We start from the raw sequence: 17,607 nt of genomic DNA on the forward strand, positions 1-17,607 counted from the left end.
CAGTTGGCACCGGGATTGCGTTGGAGTAGAAGCGCCCCACATCAGGATCGGGGCTAAGTCCCCCTCCTGCTTCACCTTCTTGATGCCGGCCAGGCATGGTTTGACCAAGCTGGCCAATTCGGAACCTGACGGTTTTAATTCACCTCGGAAACCTTCCATGCCGATTACCGATCTGGTCGCACCCGAGGCGATTCTCCCGGCATTGAAGGTCAACAGCAAGAAGCAAGCGCTTCAGGAGCTCGCGGCCAAGGCCGCCGAGCTCACCGGGCAGAACGAACGCGCAGTGTTCGAGGTGCTGCTCCAGCGCGAGAAGCTCGGCACCACCGCGGTCGGCTACGGCGTCGCCATTCCCCACGGCAAGCTGCCCAAGCTCGAAAAGATCTTTGGCCTGTTCGCGCGCCTCGATCGCCCGATCGATTTCGAGGCGATGGACGGCCAGCCCGTCGATCTCGTCTTCCTGCTGCTCGCCCCCGAAGGCGCCGGCGCCGATCACCTCAAGGCCCTTGCGCGCATCGCCCGCCTCCTGCGCGACCAGGACATCGCCAAGAAGCTCCGCGCCTCGCGCGACGCCCAGGCGATCTACTCGGTGCTGGCGCTGCCGCCCGCGACCGCGGCGTAACGCCTCGCGTTCGCCGCGGCCATTCCCGAACAGAAATTCTTGGCCACGTCTTCGCCGGCGCCGCTCGTGCGCGTCAGCAGACCGTCGGCAGCAGGCGCCGGACTTCGTCGAGCAGTTCGGGAACCGCCGTCTTGTCACCCGCGAGGTGCTTGAGCAGCGCATTTTGGAATAGACCGTCGAACAGCGCATAGAGCGCGGCGGGCGACGACGCCGGCCGCTTGCCGCCGAGCTCGGCATAGCGGGAGGCGATGCGCCAGATCATCGCTTCCAGGCTCTTGTCGATCTCGAGTACATCCTTGCGAAACGCCGCCTCGAACATCGCCTGCGAGCGCAGGTCGTACCAAAGGCGGTGCATACGGGCCTCGTTCTGCAGCGTTGCTGCGAGCTTGGCGAGGAAACCCTCCGTCAATTCGTCGCGGCTCGTTGCTGTCGCGACGACATCGTCATATCGCGTCACGCACTTCGCCTTGTAGTGGCGGACGCAGCAGCAGATCAGGTCGAGCTTGTCGCTGAAATAATAGTGGAACACGCCGTGCGTGAACGCCGAGTTCTGCGCGATTTCGCGCAGGCTGGTGCGTGCGAAGCCGAGCTCTCCAAGCGTTTCGAGCGCGGCCTCGGCAAGCTCGACGCGCCGCGCGTTGAACTTCTCGTCGCGCAGCACCTCGGCCGCATCAGCCACACGCCGGGCCGCTCCCGTCACCTGCCGCGCCATCTCGTCCCTTCCTCAGTCCCCGTTCTTTCAAGGACTTATACCGCGTCGACCGCGGAATGCTCCATCCCTCACAACCACTTCCTTTGACAACTGTCAAATTCGTTCTTGACAAGTGTCAAGATTTTGGCGGAGGTTCGCGCCAAGAATTTGGACAGTCGTCAAGACGTCCGACCATGGAGGAACGCTTCGCTGGGTGCCGCCGAAAGGCCTGCGCCCATCGATCTGGTGCGCGCCGATTGGCGCGGCACGAATCGATCACCAGCAACGGAGGAGTGCGTCATGAGTGGGAAGAGCCTTGCAGGCAGGAAAGCCCTGGTCACCGGCGGTGCCCGAGGAATCGGCGCGGCCATCGCGCAAGCGTTGGCGCGAGCCGGCGCCTCGATCATGATCGCCGACATCCTGGAAGACACCGGCCGTGCCAGCGTAGCCGCTATCGCGAAGGAAGACGTCGCCACGGGCTTCGTCCAGCTCGACGTCACCGACGACGCTCAATGGGAGCGGGCGGTTGCCACGACCGTCGCAACCTTCGGCGGCTACGACATTCTGATCAACAATGCCGGCATCGAGATCACGTCGCTGATCTCCGAGGTCAAGGCCGAGGACGCGCGGCGGATGTGCGACGTCAATATCGTTGGCACCGTGCTCGGCATGAAGCACGCCTTCCGTGCCATGCGTCCGGGCGGGCCGGCCGGCAAGGGCGGCGCCGTCGTCAACATCGCTTCGGTTGCGGCAACGATCGCCTTCCCGAGCATTGCGGTCTATTCGGGCACCAAATCTGCGGTTGACCGCATGACGCGGGTCGGTGCGATGGAAGCCGGCAAGCTCGGTTTTGGCGTGCGCGTAAACTGCATCTATCCGGGCCTGATCCCGACCGACATGGGCATGCAGCTCGCCAACGACATCGTCAAGGTCGGGCTCGCGGCTGACGTCAACGCCGCAGTCGGCTCGGTGGTGGAGCAAACCCCGCTCGGCCGTCTCGCCGAGGTCACTGACATCGGCGATGCCGCGGTGTTCCTGTGCTCGAACGAGGCGCGCTTCATCACCGGCATCGGACTGCCGGTCGATGGCGGCATGGGCATGTAACGACAAAGCCGACAACAAGCATTTCGGAGGAACGCAATGAGCGAGAAGAAGCCCGTCATCGTCTATGGCGCTTCCGGCTATACGGGCCGGTTGGTCTGTGAATACTTGCGCGAATACAACATCCCTTTCATCGCCGCCGGCCGCAGCAATGAGAAGCTCAACGCCGCGATGAAGTCGAATGTAGCGGGCATCGAGACCGCCGACTACGAGGTGGTTAAGGTGCCGCACACCGTGGCTGCGCTGACTGACTTGTTCAAGGGCGCCTCGGTGGTGCTGAACACCGTGGGTCCCTTCGCCAAGTTCGGCGGCGAAGTGGTGCAGGCTTGCCTCGCTTCCAAGTGTCATTACACCGACACCACCGGTGAGCAGGACTGGCTGATCACGCTCGAGCAGGAGTGGGGCACGAAGTTCGCCAATGCCGGGCTGCTGTTGGCGCCAGGCATCGCGCAGATGTACACCACCGGCGAGATCGCCGCGCAGCTGTGCCTGGAGACGCCCGGCCTCGACACGCTCGACATTGCCGTGTTCTGGGGTGGCAGCCCGACCATCGCATCGACGCAGACCATCCTGGTCAACGCCGCGATGGCCAAGGCCTACTACCTGGAGCAGAACAAGTACGTCGAGCATCAGCCCGATGCCGGCCTCTACAACCTCGCCATCCCCGGTCAGCACGAGCTGGCGCTGGCGTTGCCCTGGGGAGGCACCTCGCACCCGGTGTGGTTCAAGCGCGATCCGCGCGTGGCCAACGTGAAGGTGCTGGGCGGCGTGTTCAATCGCGCGCTGATGCTGGGCGTGCCGCAGATCGTCGCGGCCGCGCTGGAGGCGACCAAGGATATGAATCCCGACGACCGCTACGCCGCATTGGCGCAGACCGCCGCCGGTGTGATGAACACCATGCCGCCGCGCGAGAACCCGCGCGTCAACAAATCGATGGATTCGGTACATGCCTCCGGTCCGTTGGGGCGCGCGCACTGCATCATCTATGGCAACAGCAACTACAAGCAGACCGGCTTGCTGCAGGCCTATGCCGCGGCGCACCTGCTGCAGCAGCCGCCGAAGCGCGTGGGGTTCGCCTCCGGCTGCCAGGCGTTCGGCCATCACGAGCTGCTCGGGCAGTTGCGCAGCTTCGGGCTCGTCAGCAAGCCGGTTCTGACCGTGCACGATTGAGTAAATCCCGGGTGGCGCGGACCTCCGCGTCACCCGCTAGCGCTTCGGGTGTTGATCATGCGCTTCATCGATTACCTGGACAAAGGTGCCTCGCTCGGTGCCGACGCGCCGTGCCTCACCATGGATGGACGCGACCTCAGCTATCGCGACGTGCAGTTGCTGAGCTACCGCGTCGCGCGCGGGCTCGCGCGATCGGGGATTGCTGCCGGCGAGAAGGTCGCAATCCTTTCCGGCAACGATCCGGTCGCGTTTGCCTGCGTGTTCGGCATTTCCCGCGCGGGCTCGGTCTGGTGCCCGATCAATCCGCGTAACGAGGCGGCCGAAAATCGGCTCATCCTCGAGCAATTCGACTGCAGCCTGCTGTTGTTTCATTCAAGCTTCGCGCCGATGGTCGAGGCGGTGCGTGCAGAGCTGCCAAAGCTGCGCGCCGTCGTCTGCCTCGATGCCGAGTTGTCCTTCGCGCCCTCGTTCGACAGCTGGCTCGCCGGCCTTGCAGACGACCACTATCAACGCGAGACGATCGACGATCTCGCGATGATCCCGGGCACCGGCGGCACCACCGGCAAGCCGAAGGGGGTCATGCTGTCGGGCCGCAACATCGAGGCTATGACGGCACTGACGCTGATGGGCTATCCCTTCAAGGACCGCCCGGTCTACCTCGCGCTTGCGCCGCTGACCCACGCGGCCGGCGTGCTGTGTTTCCCGATCATGGCGCTCGGCGGCCGCATCGTGATCATGCATCACCCCGACATCGCAGAATTTCTCGATCTGATCGAGCGCTATCGCGTCACGCACACCTTCCTGCCGCCGACCGTGATCTACATGCTGCTCGATCATCCGAAGCTCGACTCCGCGAGGCTCGGGTCTCTGCAATGTTTCTGGTACGGCGCAGCGCCGATCTCGGCCGCGCGGCTTGCGGAGGCGCTCCAGCGTATCGGGCCGATGGCGCAGTTGTTCGGTCAGACCGAAGCGCCGATGATGATCTCGATGATGGCGCCTGGCGAGCATTACAATGCCGACGGCACGATTGCGATGGAGCGTCTCGCCTCGGCCGGGCGGATCAGCCCGCTGGTGCAGGCCGGCATCATGGACGGCGACGGCAATTTGCTGCCGACCGGCGCCCGCGGCGAGATCGTGGTCCGCGGTTCGCTGGTGATGGAGGGCTATTACAAGAATCCCGAGGCTACGGCGGAAGCCTCCGCGCATGGCTGGCACCACACCGGCGACATCGGCTACATCGACGACGACGGCTACCTCTATATCGTCGATCGCGCCAAGGACATGATCATCACCGGCGGGTTCAACGTCTACTCGATCGAGGTCGAGAACGCGCTGCGGGCGCATGAGGCGGTGCAGGATTGCGCGGTGATCGGGCTGGCGGACGAGAAATGGGGTGAGCGGATCGTCGCCGTGGTGCAGCCCCGCGCCGGCCAAAGCGTCGATGCGACGGCGCTGGCGGCCTTCGTCAAGCAGCGGATCGGCAGCGTCAAGACACCGAAGCAGATCGAAGTCTGGGACGACCTGCCGCGCTCCAAGGTCGGCAAGGTGCTGAAGCCGGACATCCGCGCGCGGCTGGCAGGTCGCTCAGGCGACTGAGGCGCATCTTATTGCAGCGCCCATCGCTTCGAGGATATCCGCGAGACGCGCTGACGCGGACATTCGCGCGAGCCTGGAACTCTCATCCGTGTCCGGGCAGGCAAAGGCATGTTTCCGCTTTTCGATGCGCGTTTTGGGTGTCACCATGCTTTTGAACGGACGGGAGGGCCGCCATGCGCTGGTGTGTCTCGGTCGGGGCGGTGCTCGTTGCGGGGGCAATCGTCGGAGGTGACGTTGCCAGCATTGCCGCGCCGAGCCCTAAATCAGGGATAGCCGACGCCAGGCACAGCGCACTGTCCGTCAATGTCGAGCTCGTTATCGCCGTCGACGTCTCCTATTCGATGGATATGGACGAACTCGCCATTCAGCGCGAGGGCTATGCACGGGCCATCGTCTCGAAAGATTTTCTTCAGGCGCTAAGCGCCCGTCCGGCCAGCAAGGTGGCTCTGACCTATTTTGAGTGGTCGATGTCGGGCGACGAGAGGATCATCATTCCCTGGCGGATGATCGACGGTCCGGAATCGGCGGACGCCGTGGCGGCCGAGATCATGAAGGCTCCGATTCGCCGAGGTTCGAGTACCTCGATCTCCGGCGCGATTAATTTCGCAGTGCAGCGGTTCGAAGAGAATCCCTATCGCGGGTCGCGGCGCGTCATCGATATTTCCGGCGATGGGCCGAACAACGACGGAGACCCCGTAACCGGCGCGCGCGACGCTGCCGTTGAGAAGGGCATCATCATCAACGGCCTGCCGATCATGGTGAAGGAGCCGTCCTTTGCAACGACCGATATCGAGAACCTCGATCTCTATTACGAGGACTGCGTGATCGGAGGGCCGGGCGCCTTCATCATGACAATCAAGGATCGCGAAAAATTCCAGGAAGCGATCCGGACCAAGCTTGTTCTCGAAGTTGCGGGCCTCACGCCGGAGGGGAGGATCGTCCGAACCGCCGAGAATGCGCCCCGGGTGTCCTGTCTGGCCGGCGAAGAAAAATGGCGGGAGCGCCGGCGACGGATCATGCGCTAGTTGCCCGTCAGCAAAGCGAACCGACGTCGGTCGATCGCCTCACGCGCCACCAGCCCTGCCGCCCTGCAAAGATCTGGCGCATAGAGTTGGCAGCGCCCCTCGATTCTCTTCTCCGAGCACCCGCTTCGGCGTTGAGCCCGATGCTGGGCCGGAACGTCGACGCTTCGCCAGATGGCCCATAAAAAATGCGCGGGCCGCCTTGAGGCATGCCCGCGCATCTGAATTCGTCAGCTGTGCGCGCGTGCGTCAGTGCACGCTCACCGCTTGCAGCTCGTTGCTCCAGGCGTTGGCGATCGCGGCTTCGCGGCTGTCGGTCAGCATGATCGGCGTGCCGTCGGCGGCGTGGAGCGCGAAGAGCTTGAGGCCCGGCGCGATTTTCGGCGCTTCGGGAAACAGGCCCGGCACATCCTCGGAGCGGATCTGCTTCACATAGGCGATATGACCTTCGCCGAGGGTTGCCAGCGTCTCGGGCGAGACGTTCTTGGCTTCGTATTCGAACGCAACGTGACCTTCACTCATGGTCTCGACTCCTCTCTCGAAACTAAGCGGTCGAGTCCGCTACTCGTTCCATTATTCGTGCTCATTGATAGCGATTGTCTTAACGATCCTCTCCGGTTCAGGCCGGGCAAGATCGACCGACAGCAGCCCGTTCTTCAGATCCGCACCGAGCACCAGCATCCCCTCCGCCAGCACGAAGGTGCGCTGGAAGTGGCGCGCGGCGATGCCGCGATGGATGTATTGCCGGGTCTTGTCGTCCTGCTGACGTCCGCGAATGACGAGCTGGTTTTCCTCAATGGTTACATCGAGTTGGTCGCGGGTGAATCCGGCGACCGCCAGCGTGATTCGCAGCCGCTCGGGCTGGCCGTCCGACCGGTCGCACCTCTCGATATTGTAGGGAGGGTAGCCGTCGGCGCCTTTGACGACGCGGTCGAGCACGCGCTCGATCTCGTCGAAACCCAGAAGGAACGGACTGGAAAGCGTGGGAACACGAGACATAGTTTACAAAGTCCTCTCGAAGCGACTTTGGCATTTCAGGGCCCGGAAGCGGCGCCCCTTGGTCAGCAATATGGTCATAACCCTGTGTGGGTTCAAGGACGTAGCCGGGGGCCTGTGGATGGGCCATGTCGCCGCGCCATGGCGCTGATCGTCATGGCCGGGCTTGTTCCGGCTCACTCGTCGCGCCAAGAACGTGGATGCCCGGGACAAGCCTGGGCATGACGAGTTCACGGGTCGATTTATCTCAATGAAAACAAACGCCCGGCTACTGTGCATGGGGTTGTTTTTCACGTTTTTGATGGGCCTGCTCCCCGGAACCGGTCAGGCCTCGATCCGCGTCCGCCCGTCGCCGCTGAAAAGGTGCAGTTTCGGCCGTACCGCGGCGACACGGATCCTCGCGCCGATGGCGGGGGCCTCGGTTCCGGGAATGCGGACGATGACCTCGCCAGGCGGCAGCTCCCCGGGCGTGGCAGCGACCCGCTGCTCGTCCTGGGCCCGCGAGCCGTAGACGAAGGTTTCGGCGCCGACGCGCTCGATGGCTTCGACCATCAGCGGCAGCGCGACGCCGCCGGCCGGGGTCTGGTCGGTGATCGCAAAATCTTCCGGGCGAATGCCGAGGATGCCGGCCTCGCTCGCGCTGCCGCCGAGCTGCGATTTGATCTCGTCGGTGCGCGTCGACATCAGATTCATGGGCGGTGCCCCGATGAAGGAGGCGACGAAGGTCGTCGCCGGCTTCTCGTAGATCGCCAGCGGATTGCCGACCTGCTCGACCTGGCCGCCGTTCATCACCACCAGGACGTCAGCGAGCGTCATCGCCTCGAGCTGGTCGTGGGTGACGTAGATCGACGTCGTGTTGAGCCGGCGCTGCAATTTGCGGATCTCGACCCGCATCGCGATGCGCAGCTTGGCGTCGAGGTTCGACAGCGGCTCGTCGAACAGGAACACTTTCGGCTGGCGCACGATGGCGCGGCCCATGGCGACGCGCTGGCGCTGGCCGCCGGAGAGCTGGCGCGGCTTGCGCTCCAGCATCGGCGCGAGTTCGAGCACGCGCGCGGCTTCCTCGACGCGGGTCTTGACCTCGGCTTCCGCCATGCCGCGGTTGCGCAGGCCGTAGGCCATGTTGTTGTAGACGCTCATATGCGGATAGAGCGCGTAGTTCTGGAACACCATCGCGATGTCGCGATCGGCGGGCTCGACCTGATTGACGACGCGGCCACCGATGTCGATCTCGCCGCCGGTGACGGTCTCGAGCCCAGCGACCATGCGCAGCAGCGTGGACTTGCCGCAGCCGGAGGGACCGACCAGCACGCAGAACTGACCGTCGGCGACGTCGACATTGACGCCCTTGATGGCCTCGAAGCCGCCCGTATAGGTCTTGCGGACGTTGCGCAGGGTGACGTTAGCCATGAAAACTCACTTTTCGGTCTCGACCAGGCCGCGCACGAACAATTTCTGCATGGCGACGACGACGAACACCGGCGGCAGCATCGCCAGCACGGCCGTCGCCATCACGATCGGCCATTCGGTCAGCGCGTCGGTGGTGGTGATCATCTTGCGGATGCCGACCTGGATGGTCTGCATATCGTCGCGCGTGGTGATCAGCAGCGGCCAGAGATATTGATTCCAGCCGAGGATGAAGAGGATCACGAACAGCGCCGCCATGTTGGTGCGCGACAGCGGCAGCAGCGTATCCCAGAAGAAGCGCAGAGGCCCGGCGCCGTCGATGCGTGACGCCTCAAGCAGCTCGTCCGGCACGGTCATGAAGAACTGGCGGAACAGCAGCGTCGCGGTGGCCGATGCGATCAGCGGCAGCGCGAGGCCGGCATAGCTGTCCAGCATGTGCAGGTCGGCGACGATCTTGTAGGTCGGATAGATGCGGACCTCGACCGGCAGCATCAACGTGATGAAGATGATCCAGAAGATCGCCATCCGGAATGGAAAGCGGAAATACACGATCGCATAGGCCGAGATGATCGAGATCGCGATCTTGCCGATCGCGATCGCCAGCGCCATCACCAGCGAGTTCAGCATCATGTTGCCGACGGGCTCGCGGGTCGAGCCGCTCGTGCCGACGAAGATGGTCTGGTAGTAGACCTCGAAGAAATGCCCGCCGGGCAGCAGCGACATCTGACCGTTGGCGATCAGCGCGTTGTCCTGGGTCGAGGCGACGATCGCGATGTAGACGGGGAACGCGACGATCGCGATCCCGACCCAGAGGATGAAATGGGCGACGTAGCGCCTGATGCCCTCGTCCTCGACCATCAGTAGGTCACCTTGCGTTCGACGAAGCGGAACTGGATTCCCGTCAGCACGATGACCATGACCATCAGGATCACCGATTGCGCCGCGGAGCTGCCGAGATTGCCGCCGAGCAGACCGTCGGAATAGACCTTGTAGACCAGCGTGACCGTCGACGTTCCCGGACCGCCGCGGGTCATGGTGTCGATGATGCCGAAGGTGTCGAAGAAGGCGTAGACGATATTGACGACCAGCAGGAAGAAGATCGTGGGCGACAGCAGCGGGAAGGTCACGGTCCAGAACCGCCGCATCGGACGGGCGCCGTCGATCGCGGCGGCCTCGAACACGCTTTTCGGGATGGCTTGCAGGCCGGCGAGGAAGAACAGGAAATTATAGGAGATCTGCTTCCACGCGGCCGCGAGGATGATGAGTGCGGCGGCCTGGTTGCCGTCGAGCAGCGGATTCCAGTCGACGCCCAGGCCGCGCAGATAGCGCGACAGCACGCCGAGCGAGGGATGCAGCATGAAGATCCAGAGCACGCCGACGACGGGCGGCGCAACTGCATAGGGCCAGATCAGCAGCGTGCGGTAGAGCATCGAGCCGCGCAGAGGCTTGTCGGCCATCACGGCGAGCAGCAGCGCGAAGGACAGCGACGACACGGCGATCGCGAACGAGAAGAAGAAGGTCCGGACGATCGCCTCGAAATAGGCGGGGTCCTTGAACAGCTCGATGTAATTATCGAGCCAGACAAAGGTGCTCGAGAGACCGAAGGCATCCTGGAGCAGGAAGGACTGGATCACCGCCTGCAAGGCAGGCCAGTAGAAGAATATCAGGACGATCGCGAGCTGCGGCGCAACCAGCGCGCAGGGCAGTAGCTTTGACTGGAAAATGGCTTGCTTTTGCATGATGTCAGTTGAAGCGGCAGGCCGGCTTGCGGCCTGCCGCTCATCGCCTCACTTGACGGCGGTCTTTTCGAACTGACGCAGCATCGTGTTGCCGCGCTCGACGGCGGCGTCGAGCGCCTGCTTGGCGGTCTTCTTGCCGGCCAGCGCCTGCTCGATCTCTTCCGACCAGACGTCACGGAGCTGAACCATGTTGCCGAGGCGCAAGCCGCGCGAATTCTCGGTCGGCTCCTTGTTGGTCAGTTCGAGCAGCGGGGTCTCCAGGTAGGGCTGATCCTTGTAGAAGCCTTCTTCCTTCGCCTTGGCGTAGGCCGCCTTGGTGATCGGCAGATAACCCGAGGCCTTGTGGATGTAGACTTGGCGATCGGTGTCCGAAAGGAAGGTCAGGAATTTCGCGACGCCCTTGTATTCCTCGGCCGACTTGCCGCCCATGACCCAGAGCGAAGCACCGCCGATGATCGAGTTCTGCGGCGCACCCTTGACGTCCGGATAGTACGGCATCGGCACGGCGTTGAAGGCGAACTTGGCCTGCGCCTTGACGTTACCGAAGAAGGCAGACGAGGTCAGGTAGATCGCGCACTCACCCGAGGTGAAGCGGCCTTCGCCGGTGTTGGTGCGGCCGGCGTAGTCGTAGGTCTTGTCCTTCTGCAGCTCAACCAGCTTCTCGAGATGCTTGACCTGCAGCGGGCCGTTGAACTCGAGCTTGGTGTCGAAGCCGTCGAGGCCGTTGGCCTTGGTCGCGAGCGGCAGATTGTGCCAGGCCGAGAGTTGCTCGAGATTGACCCAGGTGATCCAGGAGCCGGAGAAGCCGCAGGTCGGATGACCGTTGTCATGGAGCTTCTTGGCGGCCTCGAACGTTTCGGGCCAGGTCTTGGGGATCTCGACGTTCGCCTTCTTGAGTTCGTCGAGGTTGACCCACATCACGGTCGACGACGAGTTGAACGGGAATGACAGCATCTCGCCCTTCGAGGTCGAGTAGTAGCCGGTGATGGCGGGCAGGTAGATCTTGGGGTCGAACTTCTCGCCGGCATCGGCCATCAGCTTGTAGACGGGTTTTACAGCGCCGGTCGCGGCCATCATGGTCGCGGTGCCGACTTCGAACACCTGCATGATGTGCGGGGCGTTGCCGGCGCGGAACGCGGCGATGCCGGCGTTCATCGTATCGGGATAGTTGCCCTTGTAGGTCGGGATCACCTTGTAGTCGGTCTGTGAGGCGTTGAAGTCGGTCGCGAGCTTGACGATCACGTCGTTGTTGGCGCCGGTCATCGCGTGCCACCACTGGATTTCGGTCACGGCCAAGGCCGGCGATGCCCCCATGCCGATCGTGATTGCAACTGCGGCAGCCGCCCCAAAGTATCGAAGAGCCATCAAGTAAACCTCCCTTGGCCGTCAAAAAGAAGCGCTTGCGCTAGCAGCGCCATATGACGTTCACATGACTGTGTAAGCGGGAGAAACGAAAGCAGCAAGCGCGGCCAAATGGGAAGTCGTCAAATAGGCGAATGCCGAGCGCGCTGCCTCCTCCGTTCGCGGTGCACATGCGTGCCCGCGCCGCAGTGCGGCATTGGACGTGTGAGGAGGTGAGGGCCCCTAGCGCTTGCGCTCGGGGCCGCAGACGGTGCCCTTTTCGACCATCGCGTCGATCTCGGCCTTGGAGTAGCCGAACTCGCCCAGCACCTCCTGGGAGTGCTGGCTGAATTTCGGCGGCAGGCGGCGCAGGCTCGGCTTGCTGCGGTCGAGCCGAATCGGCGAGGCCACGCCCTTGTACCAGTCCTTCTCGATGACATCGCCGCGGGCGATCGTGTGCGGGTTGGTCAAGGCCTGGTCGATCTTCTGCACCGGACCTGCGGGCAGACCTGCGGCGAGCAGGCGATTACACAGCGGCTCGGCCTCGTGCTGGCTGAACACGGCGGCAAGCTCGGCCCGCAGCGCCTCGCGATTGGCGATGCGGTCCTTGTTGCGGGCAAAGCGCGGATCGGTGCCGAGCTCGGGCTTGCCGATCTCCTTGGCGAGCTTGCGGAAGGTGCCGTCATTGCCGACGCCGATGAAGATGTTGTCGGTCCTGGTCGGGAAGATCGCGTAAGGCACGAGATTGGGATGCTCGTTGCCGGTGAGCGACGGCGGCTTGCCGTGCATGAAATAATTCGCGGTGTGCGGATGCATGATGGCAAGGCCGGTCTCGTACAGCGTCGTCTCGAGGAACTGACCCTTGCCCGAACGCTGCCGCTCCGACAGCGCCATCAGGATACCGATCGCCGCATAGAGGCCGGTGGTGATGTCGACCAGCGGCACGCCGATCCGCATCGGTCCGCTCTCGGGCGAACCGGTCGCTGCGATCATGCCGGTCATGGCCTGGATGATGGCATCATAGCCGGGATTGCCGCCGCGCGGGCCGTCGGCGCCGAAGCCGCAGATCCGGCAATGCACGAGGCGCGGGAATTTCTTGCTGAGCACCTCGTTGCCGATGCCCCATTTCTCCAGCGTGCCCGGCTTGAAATTCTCGATCAGGACGTCGGCGGTCTCGAGCATCTTGAGCAGCACGACACGGCCGCCCTCGGAGGCAAGGTCGAGGCCGATCGAGCGCTTGTTGCGGTTGATGCCGATGAAATAGGCCGCGTCTTCCTCGTGGAAGGGAGGGCCCCAGTCGCGCACCTCGTCGCCGGCTGGCGGCTCGACCTTGATCACGTCGGCGCCGTGGTCGGCGAGGATCTGGGTGCAGTAGGGACCGCCGAGCACGCGCGTGAGATCGATGACGCGCAGTCCGCTCATTGCGCCCAAAACGGCTTCAGTCATGCCTTCGCTTCCCCTGTGTCGACGTTTGATCACAGGCCTAGCGAGGTTTTTTTGCGCCAGCAATGGCTTGCTGCGTAGGGGCGTATGCGGTGCCGCCGTGCAATCCCGCGGCGTGGCAAAACAGAGGGAAGCGGCCGGCCCGAGGGGGATCTCGGGCCAGCCAATCCGCCGTTTGATCAGACGACCGTCAGGCGAACGTCGACATTGCCGCGCGTGGCATTGGAGTACGGGCACACCTGGTGGGCCTTCTCGACCAGCGCCTCGGCTTCCGCACGGGCAAGGCCGGGCAGTGAGACGGCGAGGTCGATGTCGAGACCGAAGCCGCCGGCCGAGCGCGGGCCGATGCCGACGGTGGACGTGACCGAGGCGTCAGCCGGAACCTTCGGACCGCCCTGCGAGGCCACGAACTTCATCGCGCCGATGAAGCAGGCGGCATAGCCCGCCGCAAACAGCTGCTCCGGATTGTTGCCGGCGCCGCCTCCGCCGCCGAGTTCCTTCGGCGTGGTGAGCTTGACGTCGAGCGCGCCGTCGAGGGTCGCAGCATGGCCGTCGCGGCCGCCGGTGGCTTTGGCGCTGGTCTTGTAGAGGACGTTCACGGACATTTTCGTCTCCTCAGGTCTTCGGGTTGGGGTGGAACCTGTATCGCAAACAATTAGATTGTGCGCAATTGAAATTTGCATGCCTCACATTTAATTGTTCGCAATTGAATGTACGGCCGCCCGGTCCCAGAATGGAGGAAACCGCGTGAGATTCTCGATGCCCCGGAAATTATCGCCCCTCGATCCGCAACGCCTCGACAACCAGATCTGCTTCGCGGTCTATTCGGCCGCGCATGCCTTCAACCGCGTCTACAAGCCGCTGCTCGACCGGCTCGGCCTGACCTATCCGCAATATCTGGTGATGCTTGTGCTGTGGGAGCGCGACGACGTGCCGGTCCGGGATATCGGCGAAAGGCTGTTCCTCGACTCGGGCACGCTGACGCCGCTCTTGAAGCGGCTTGAGGCCGCCCATCTCGTCAAGCGCACGCGCTCGAGCGAGGACGAGCGTCAGGTGTTGATCGCGCTGACCCCGCAGGGCCATGCCTTGAAAGAGAAGGCGCGTGCCGTGCCGCAATCGATCCTGGCGGCGTCGGACTGCTCGGTCTCGGAACTGGTCGCGATGAAGGACGAGATCGTCGCGCTAAGGGACCGGTTGAATGCGGTGATCGGGGAGTAGGGGGCTAGAGGCGCTTTTTGGCGAAGGCGCGGCCGGACGCTGACTTCAGGTACTTCTCGAACGCGACGGCCTGCTTCTCGTTGCTGAATGCAACGTAAGTCTTGAGACGCCAAGGTCCGAATTTCGAGGTGTGAGGCACCTCGCCAGCATTGTGCTTTGTCATTCGGGCGCGCAGGTCGTCAGTGATCCCGACATAGAAGTGGAGGGAATCGAGGCTCTCGAGAATGTACACGTATTTCACGGCAAGCTCCCCAGCTGTCGAGGGAGAGCTTACATCCGCTTTCGATCTGCTGAAGCCCGGCTTCGCCCTTCGGGCTACGCCGCGGCAGCCTTCGCTACGATAGGGCTTGCCGAGCCGAAGCTGGCGAAGCCAGCGAAGGCTGGTGGAGCCAGGCGGGATCGAACCGCCGACCTCTTGCATGCCATGCAAGCGCTCTCCCAGCTGAGCTATGGCCCCTTAGTCTTCCAGTTGGGAGGATCCTGGTGGATCACTCCCGACCGCCGAGCCTGGTGACTCGCGCGGTGCACCCTTTTTCACAGATCAGGGCTGATCTCAAGTCTCTTCATCACCTCCGACATCACCAATGATGTCGGTCACGTCCTCATCGCCTTCTTCTTCGTCGGCGATGAAGGTCGAATCATCGTCATCGTCGTCGTCGATGGTCTCGTCGACCTCGATATCGTCCTCGGATTCGGGCACCGCCGCCTTGACCTTGCCGGTGTTCTCCTCGGCATCGGCCTCCTCGAGCGAGACCTCCTCGACCTCCGCCGGCTCCGGCGCGGTGTCGGCGGCTGCTGCGTGGCGGGCTTCGGCGCCGCGGGTCGCGCGAGCCGGCGCCACGGGCGCGATCGGCACGACTTCGCCGGTATAAGGCGAGATCACCGGATTCTTGTTGAGGTCATAGAATTTCTTGCCCGTGGTCGGGCAAATACGTTTGGTTCCGAGTTCGGACTTGGCCACGGCAGGAATCCTGGGAATGTCTGAAAAGCGGTGTTTCACTTGGCTAGTTGGCGGCCCGCTGTCAATAGCGCATTACGGGAGAAAGACATGCCCGTGACGGCGGGCAGACCATGTGGTACCTGCCCCGCGAGCCCCGCAGGGACGTTTCGGGCCTATCCAAGGACACAAACTTGACTGATTCCGACAAGCCAACGCCGCTTCAGTCGCGCGCGAGCGGTCCCCTGACCGGGAAAGTACGGGTCCCCGGGGACAAGTCGATCTCCCACCGCGCCCTCATCCTGGGCGCGCTCGCGGTCGGCGAAACCAAGGTTTCGGGCCTCCTTGAGGGCGAGGACGTGCTCAACACCGCAAAATCCATGCAGGCGCTGGGCGCCAGGGTCGAGCGCACCGGCGATTTCGCCTGGAAGGTGAGCGGCGTGGGCGTCGCCGGCTTTGCCGAGCCCAGGGCAGCGCTTGATTTCGGCAACTCCGGCACCGGCTGCCGGCTCGTCATGGGCGCCGTCGCCGGCTGCCCGATTTCGGCGGTTTTCGACGGCGATGCCTCGCTGCGCAGCCGTCCCATGCGCCGGATCCTCGACCCGCTCGAGAAGATGGGCGCCAAAGTGGTGTCCGGCGGCGAGGGCGGCCGTCTGCCGCTGACCGTCCAGGGCGCGCGCGATCCGCTGCCGATCACCTACAAGACCCCGGTCGCCTCGGCCCAGATCAAATCCGCCGTGCTGCTGGCGGGCCTGGCCGCGCCTGGTACCACCACTGTCATCGAGAGCGAGGCCAGCCGCGACCATACCGAGTTGATGCTGAAGCACTTTGGCGCCGACATCACCTCGGTGCAGGAAGGTCAGCACGGCCGCCGCATCACACTCGTGGGCCAGCCTGAGCTGCACGGCGCCACCGTCGTTGTGCCCGCCGATCCCTCTTCGGCGGCGTTCCCGATCGTTGCGGCGTTGATCGTCGAAGGCTCGGATGTCGTCCTGTCCGACGTCATGACCAATCCGCTGCGCACCGGCCTGTTCACCACGCTGCGCGAAATGGGCGCCTCGATCGAGGAAAGCGAAGTCCGCGGCGATGCCGGCGAGCCGATGGCGCAGCTGCGCGTCCGCGCGTCAAAACTGCGCGGTGTCGAGGTGCCGCCGGAGCGCGCCCCCTCGATGATCGACGAATATCTCGTGCTGGCGGTGGCGGCTTCCTTCGCCGAGGGCACGACCATCATGCGCGGCCTCCAGGAGCTGCGCGTCAAGGAATCCGATCGGCTTGAGGCCACCGCGGATATGCTCCGCGTCAACGGCGTGAAGGTCGAGGTCTCCGGCGACGATCTGATCGTCGAGGGGCGCGGCCACGTTCCGGGCGGCGGCACAGTCGCCACGCACATGGATCATCGCATCGCGATGTCCGCGCTGGTGATGGGCTGCGCCTCCGATCAGCCCGTGACGGTCGACGACACCGCCTTCATCGCCACCAGTTTTCCGGACTTCATCCCGATGATGCGTTCGCTTGGGGCCGACTTTTCATGATCATCGCCATCGACGGGCCCGCGGCCTCGGGCAAGGGGACGCTCGGCAAGCGCCTCGCCCATCATTACGGCTATCGTCATCTCGATACCGGCGTGATCTACCGCGCGGTGGCCTATGCCCTGATGGAATCCGGTCACGATCTCCGGGACGAGTCGGCCGCGGTGCAGGCTGCGCTGGAGCTTGATCCCGAAAAGTTCGGCAATCCCGCCCTGAAGACCCAGGAGGCCGGCGAGGGCGCCTCGATCGTCTCGGCGATCCCCAGGGTTCGCGAGGTCCTGCTCAATTTCCAGCGGCAATTCGCCGCCGATCCGCCCGGCGCCGTGCTCGACGGCCGGGACATTGGAACCGTGATCTGCCCCCATGCCGACGTGAAGATTTTCGTGGTCGCCGATCCCAAGGTCCGCGCCCGCCGCCGGACCATGGAGGCCAAGGCGAGGGGCGAGGAGGCGGACGAGGCGGCAGTGCTCGCCGACATCATCCGGCGCGACGAGCGCGACAAGAACCGGCCGATTGCGCCCTTGAAACCGGCCCCGGATGCTTACTTGCTAGATAACTCCCAACTGGATATAGAAGGCGGCGTCCGGGCCGCCATCGACATTATCGAGGCCGTCCGAGCGGGCCGGTCGCGGGGTTAAGCCGCCGCCGTCATTGGAGGAAGCGCCCGCTCCCGCTCTTTGAGGTCGATAACCCCGGTCCCCTGTTTGGGCCCGGCGCGATCCAGGCTCCGGACCTAGATTTCCACGTATCGAACGCGCGGGCCTCAGCCGGCCCGCTTCCGCTGTTCCGCCTCCATGC

The 17,607-nt window shown here is 64.0% G+C and carries 19 protein-coding genes and 1 tRNA gene; 8 read left to right on the plus strand and 12 right to left on the minus strand.

Features of this window, described 5'->3' with window-relative positions:
• Positions 1–157: 157 nt before the first annotated feature.
• Positions 158–619, plus strand: a complete 462-nt coding sequence (gene ptsN / locus JQ627_RS15345) for a PTS IIA-like nitrogen regulatory protein PtsN (RefSeq protein ID WP_063681444.1) — start codon at positions 158–160, stop codon at positions 617–619.
• Between the two features lie 73 nt (positions 620–692).
• Here the strand turns inward: ptsN and JQ627_RS15350 are convergent, their stop codons facing one another.
• A complete protein-coding gene (locus tag JQ627_RS15350; RefSeq protein ID WP_212485000.1) occupies positions 693–1,331 on the minus strand; it encodes a TetR/AcrR family transcriptional regulator in 639 nt (212 codons plus the stop codon).
• 279 nt (positions 1,332–1,610) lie between these two features.
• Here JQ627_RS15350 and JQ627_RS15355 point away from each other — a divergent pair, with 279 nt between their 5' ends.
• The 4 genes from JQ627_RS15355 (at position 1,611) to JQ627_RS15370 (ending at position 6,202) form a co-directional block, all read left to right on the plus strand.
• Positions 1,611–2,414 carry an SDR family NAD(P)-dependent oxidoreductase gene (locus JQ627_RS15355; protein WP_212485001.1) on the plus strand — a complete coding sequence of 268 codons (804 nt, stop codon included), beginning with the start codon at positions 1,611–1,613 and terminating at the stop codon, positions 2,412–2,414.
• 36 nt (positions 2,415–2,450) lie between these two features.
• Positions 2,451–3,581 (plus strand): DUF5938 domain-containing protein, encoded by a 1,131-nt coding sequence (locus JQ627_RS15360; protein WP_212485002.1) that lies wholly within the window; start codon positions 2,451–2,453, stop codon positions 3,579–3,581.
• A 57-nt stretch (positions 3,582–3,638) separates the two neighbouring features.
• Positions 3,639–5,177 carry an AMP-binding protein gene (locus JQ627_RS15365; RefSeq protein ID WP_212485003.1) on the plus strand — a complete coding sequence of 513 codons (1,539 nt, stop codon included), beginning with the start codon at positions 3,639–3,641 and terminating at the stop codon, positions 5,175–5,177.
• Between the two features lie 173 nt (positions 5,178–5,350).
• Positions 5,351–6,202, plus strand: coding sequence for a DUF1194 domain-containing protein (locus JQ627_RS15370; protein ID WP_212485005.1), 852 nt, complete (start codon positions 5,351–5,353; stop codon positions 6,200–6,202).
• A 246-nt stretch (positions 6,203–6,448) separates the two neighbouring features.
• Here the strand turns inward: JQ627_RS15370 and JQ627_RS15375 are convergent, their stop codons facing one another.
• From JQ627_RS15375 to JQ627_RS15410, 8 genes are all read right to left on the minus strand, one after another.
• Positions 6,449–6,721, minus strand: coding sequence for a DUF1150 domain-containing protein (locus tag JQ627_RS15375; RefSeq protein WP_007598581.1), 273 nt, complete (start codon positions 6,719–6,721; stop codon positions 6,449–6,451).
• Between the two features lie 51 nt (positions 6,722–6,772).
• Positions 6,773–7,198: an Hsp20 family protein gene (locus tag JQ627_RS15380; RefSeq protein ID WP_014438749.1), complete on the minus strand. Its 426-nt coding sequence runs from the start codon at positions 7,196–7,198 to the stop codon at positions 6,773–6,775.
• A gap of 321 nt (positions 7,199–7,519) precedes the next feature.
• Entirely contained in the window at positions 7,520–8,605 is a 1,086-nt protein-coding gene (locus tag JQ627_RS15385) for a sn-glycerol-3-phosphate import ATP-binding protein UgpC (RefSeq protein ID WP_212485006.1), read from the minus strand.
• Between the two features lie 6 nt (positions 8,606–8,611).
• Positions 8,612–9,460, minus strand: coding sequence for a sn-glycerol-3-phosphate ABC transporter permease UgpE (ugpE, locus tag JQ627_RS15390; RefSeq protein ID WP_014490910.1), 849 nt, complete (start codon positions 9,458–9,460; stop codon positions 8,612–8,614).
• Complete coding sequence (ugpA, locus tag JQ627_RS15395) at positions 9,460–10,341, minus strand: sn-glycerol-3-phosphate ABC transporter permease UgpA (RefSeq protein WP_212485008.1); 882 nt, start codon at positions 10,339–10,341, stop codon at positions 9,460–9,462. Before ugpA ends, ugpE begins: the two co-directional genes overlap by 1 nt.
• A 48-nt stretch (positions 10,342–10,389) precedes the next feature.
• Complete coding sequence (gene ugpB / locus JQ627_RS15400) at positions 10,390–11,706, minus strand: sn-glycerol-3-phosphate ABC transporter substrate-binding protein UgpB (protein ID WP_212485009.1); 1,317 nt, start codon at positions 11,704–11,706, stop codon at positions 10,390–10,392.
• 219 nt (positions 11,707–11,925) lie between these two features.
• Positions 11,926–13,128: a CaiB/BaiF CoA-transferase family protein gene (locus JQ627_RS15405; protein ID WP_212485010.1), complete on the minus strand. Its 1,203-nt coding sequence runs from the start codon at positions 13,126–13,128 to the stop codon at positions 11,926–11,928.
• 176 nt (positions 13,129–13,304) lie between these two features.
• Positions 13,305–13,730: an organic hydroperoxide resistance protein gene (locus tag JQ627_RS15410; RefSeq protein WP_014490914.1), complete on the minus strand. Its 426-nt coding sequence runs from the start codon at positions 13,728–13,730 to the stop codon at positions 13,305–13,307.
• A gap of 154 nt (positions 13,731–13,884) precedes the next feature.
• Here JQ627_RS15410 and JQ627_RS15415 point away from each other — a divergent pair, with 154 nt between their 5' ends.
• Positions 13,885–14,343, plus strand: coding sequence for a MarR family winged helix-turn-helix transcriptional regulator (locus JQ627_RS15415; RefSeq protein ID WP_212485011.1), 459 nt, complete (start codon positions 13,885–13,887; stop codon positions 14,341–14,343).
• Between the two features lie 4 nt (positions 14,344–14,347).
• Here JQ627_RS15415 and JQ627_RS39630 read toward each other — a convergent pair whose 3' ends face one another.
• The 3 genes from JQ627_RS39630 to JQ627_RS15430 form a co-directional block, all read right to left on the minus strand.
• Entirely contained in the window at positions 14,348–14,584 is a 237-nt protein-coding gene (locus JQ627_RS39630) for a GIY-YIG nuclease family protein (protein ID WP_212485012.1), read from the minus strand.
• 140 nt (positions 14,585–14,724) lie between these two features.
• Positions 14,725–14,800, minus strand: a tRNA-Ala gene (locus tag JQ627_RS15425).
• A gap of 96 nt (positions 14,801–14,896) precedes the next feature.
• Positions 14,897–15,304, minus strand: a complete 408-nt coding sequence (locus tag JQ627_RS15430) for a TIGR02300 family protein (protein ID WP_212485016.1) — start codon at positions 15,302–15,304, stop codon at positions 14,897–14,899.
• A 110-nt stretch (positions 15,305–15,414) separates the two neighbouring features.
• On the opposite strand from JQ627_RS15430, the gene aroA reads away from it, so the two are divergent.
• Together aroA and cmk are read left to right on the plus strand one after the other, a co-directional pair.
• On the plus strand, positions 15,415–16,812 hold the full coding sequence (aroA, locus tag JQ627_RS15435; protein ID WP_409363808.1) for a 3-phosphoshikimate 1-carboxyvinyltransferase: 1,398 nt from the start codon (positions 15,415–15,417) through the stop codon (positions 16,810–16,812).
• Positions 16,809–17,447 (plus strand): (d)CMP kinase, encoded by a 639-nt coding sequence (gene cmk / locus JQ627_RS15440; protein ID WP_212485018.1) that lies wholly within the window; start codon positions 16,809–16,811, stop codon positions 17,445–17,447. The genes aroA and cmk overlap by 4 nt, the downstream gene beginning before the upstream one ends.
• Positions 17,448–17,607: the final 160 nt, after the last annotated feature.

The organism is Bradyrhizobium liaoningense (assembly GCF_018130785.1).
Taxonomy (GTDB): domain Bacteria; phylum Pseudomonadota; class Alphaproteobacteria; order Rhizobiales; family Xanthobacteraceae; genus Bradyrhizobium; species Bradyrhizobium liaoningense_A.

Bases quoted from the DNA above. Each gene is read 5' to 3' on its own strand.
- JQ627_RS15375 (WP_007598581.1), bottom strand. From the start codon at position 6,721: ATGAGTGAAGGTCACGTTGCGTTCGAATACGAAGCCAAGAACGTCTCG.
- JQ627_RS15380 (WP_014438749.1), bottom strand. From the start codon at position 7,198: ATGTCTCGTGTTCCCACGCTTTCCAGTCCGTTCCTTCTGGGTTTCGAC.
- ptsN (WP_063681444.1), top strand. From the start codon at position 158: ATGCCGATTACCGATCTGGTCGCACCCGAGGCGATTCTCCCGGCATTG.
- JQ627_RS15385 (WP_212485006.1), bottom strand. From the start codon at position 8,605: ATGGCTAACGTCACCCTGCGCAACGTCCGCAAGACCTATACGGGCGGC.
- JQ627_RS15355 (WP_212485001.1), top strand. From the start codon at position 1,611: ATGAGTGGGAAGAGCCTTGCAGGCAGGAAAGCCCTGGTCACCGGCGGT.
- aroA (WP_409363808.1), top strand. From the start codon at position 15,415: ATGTGGTACCTGCCCCGCGAGCCCCGCAGGGACGTTTCGGGCCTATCC.
- JQ627_RS15360 (WP_212485002.1), top strand. From the start codon at position 2,451: ATGAGCGAGAAGAAGCCCGTCATCGTCTATGGCGCTTCCGGCTATACG.
- JQ627_RS15350 (WP_212485000.1), bottom strand. From the start codon at position 1,331: ATGGCGCGGCAGGTGACGGGAGCGGCCCGGCGTGTGGCTGATGCGGCC.
- ugpA (WP_212485008.1), bottom strand. From the start codon at position 10,341: ATGCAAAAGCAAGCCATTTTCCAGTCAAAGCTACTGCCCTGCGCGCTG.
- JQ627_RS15415 (WP_212485011.1), top strand. From the start codon at position 13,885: ATGCCCCGGAAATTATCGCCCCTCGATCCGCAACGCCTCGACAACCAG.
- cmk (WP_212485018.1), top strand. From the start codon at position 16,809: ATGATCATCGCCATCGACGGGCCCGCGGCCTCGGGCAAGGGGACGCTC.
- ugpE (WP_014490910.1), bottom strand. From the start codon at position 9,460: ATGGTCGAGGACGAGGGCATCAGGCGCTACGTCGCCCATTTCATCCTC.
- JQ627_RS15410 (WP_014490914.1), bottom strand. From the start codon at position 13,730: ATGTCCGTGAACGTCCTCTACAAGACCAGCGCCAAAGCCACCGGCGGC.
- ugpB (WP_212485009.1), bottom strand. From the start codon at position 11,706: ATGGCTCTTCGATACTTTGGGGCGGCTGCCGCAGTTGCAATCACGATC.
- JQ627_RS15370 (WP_212485005.1), top strand. From the start codon at position 5,351: ATGCGCTGGTGTGTCTCGGTCGGGGCGGTGCTCGTTGCGGGGGCAATC.
- JQ627_RS15365 (WP_212485003.1), top strand. From the start codon at position 3,639: ATGCGCTTCATCGATTACCTGGACAAAGGTGCCTCGCTCGGTGCCGAC.
- JQ627_RS15405 (WP_212485010.1), bottom strand. From the start codon at position 13,128: ATGACTGAAGCCGTTTTGGGCGCAATGAGCGGACTGCGCGTCATCGAT.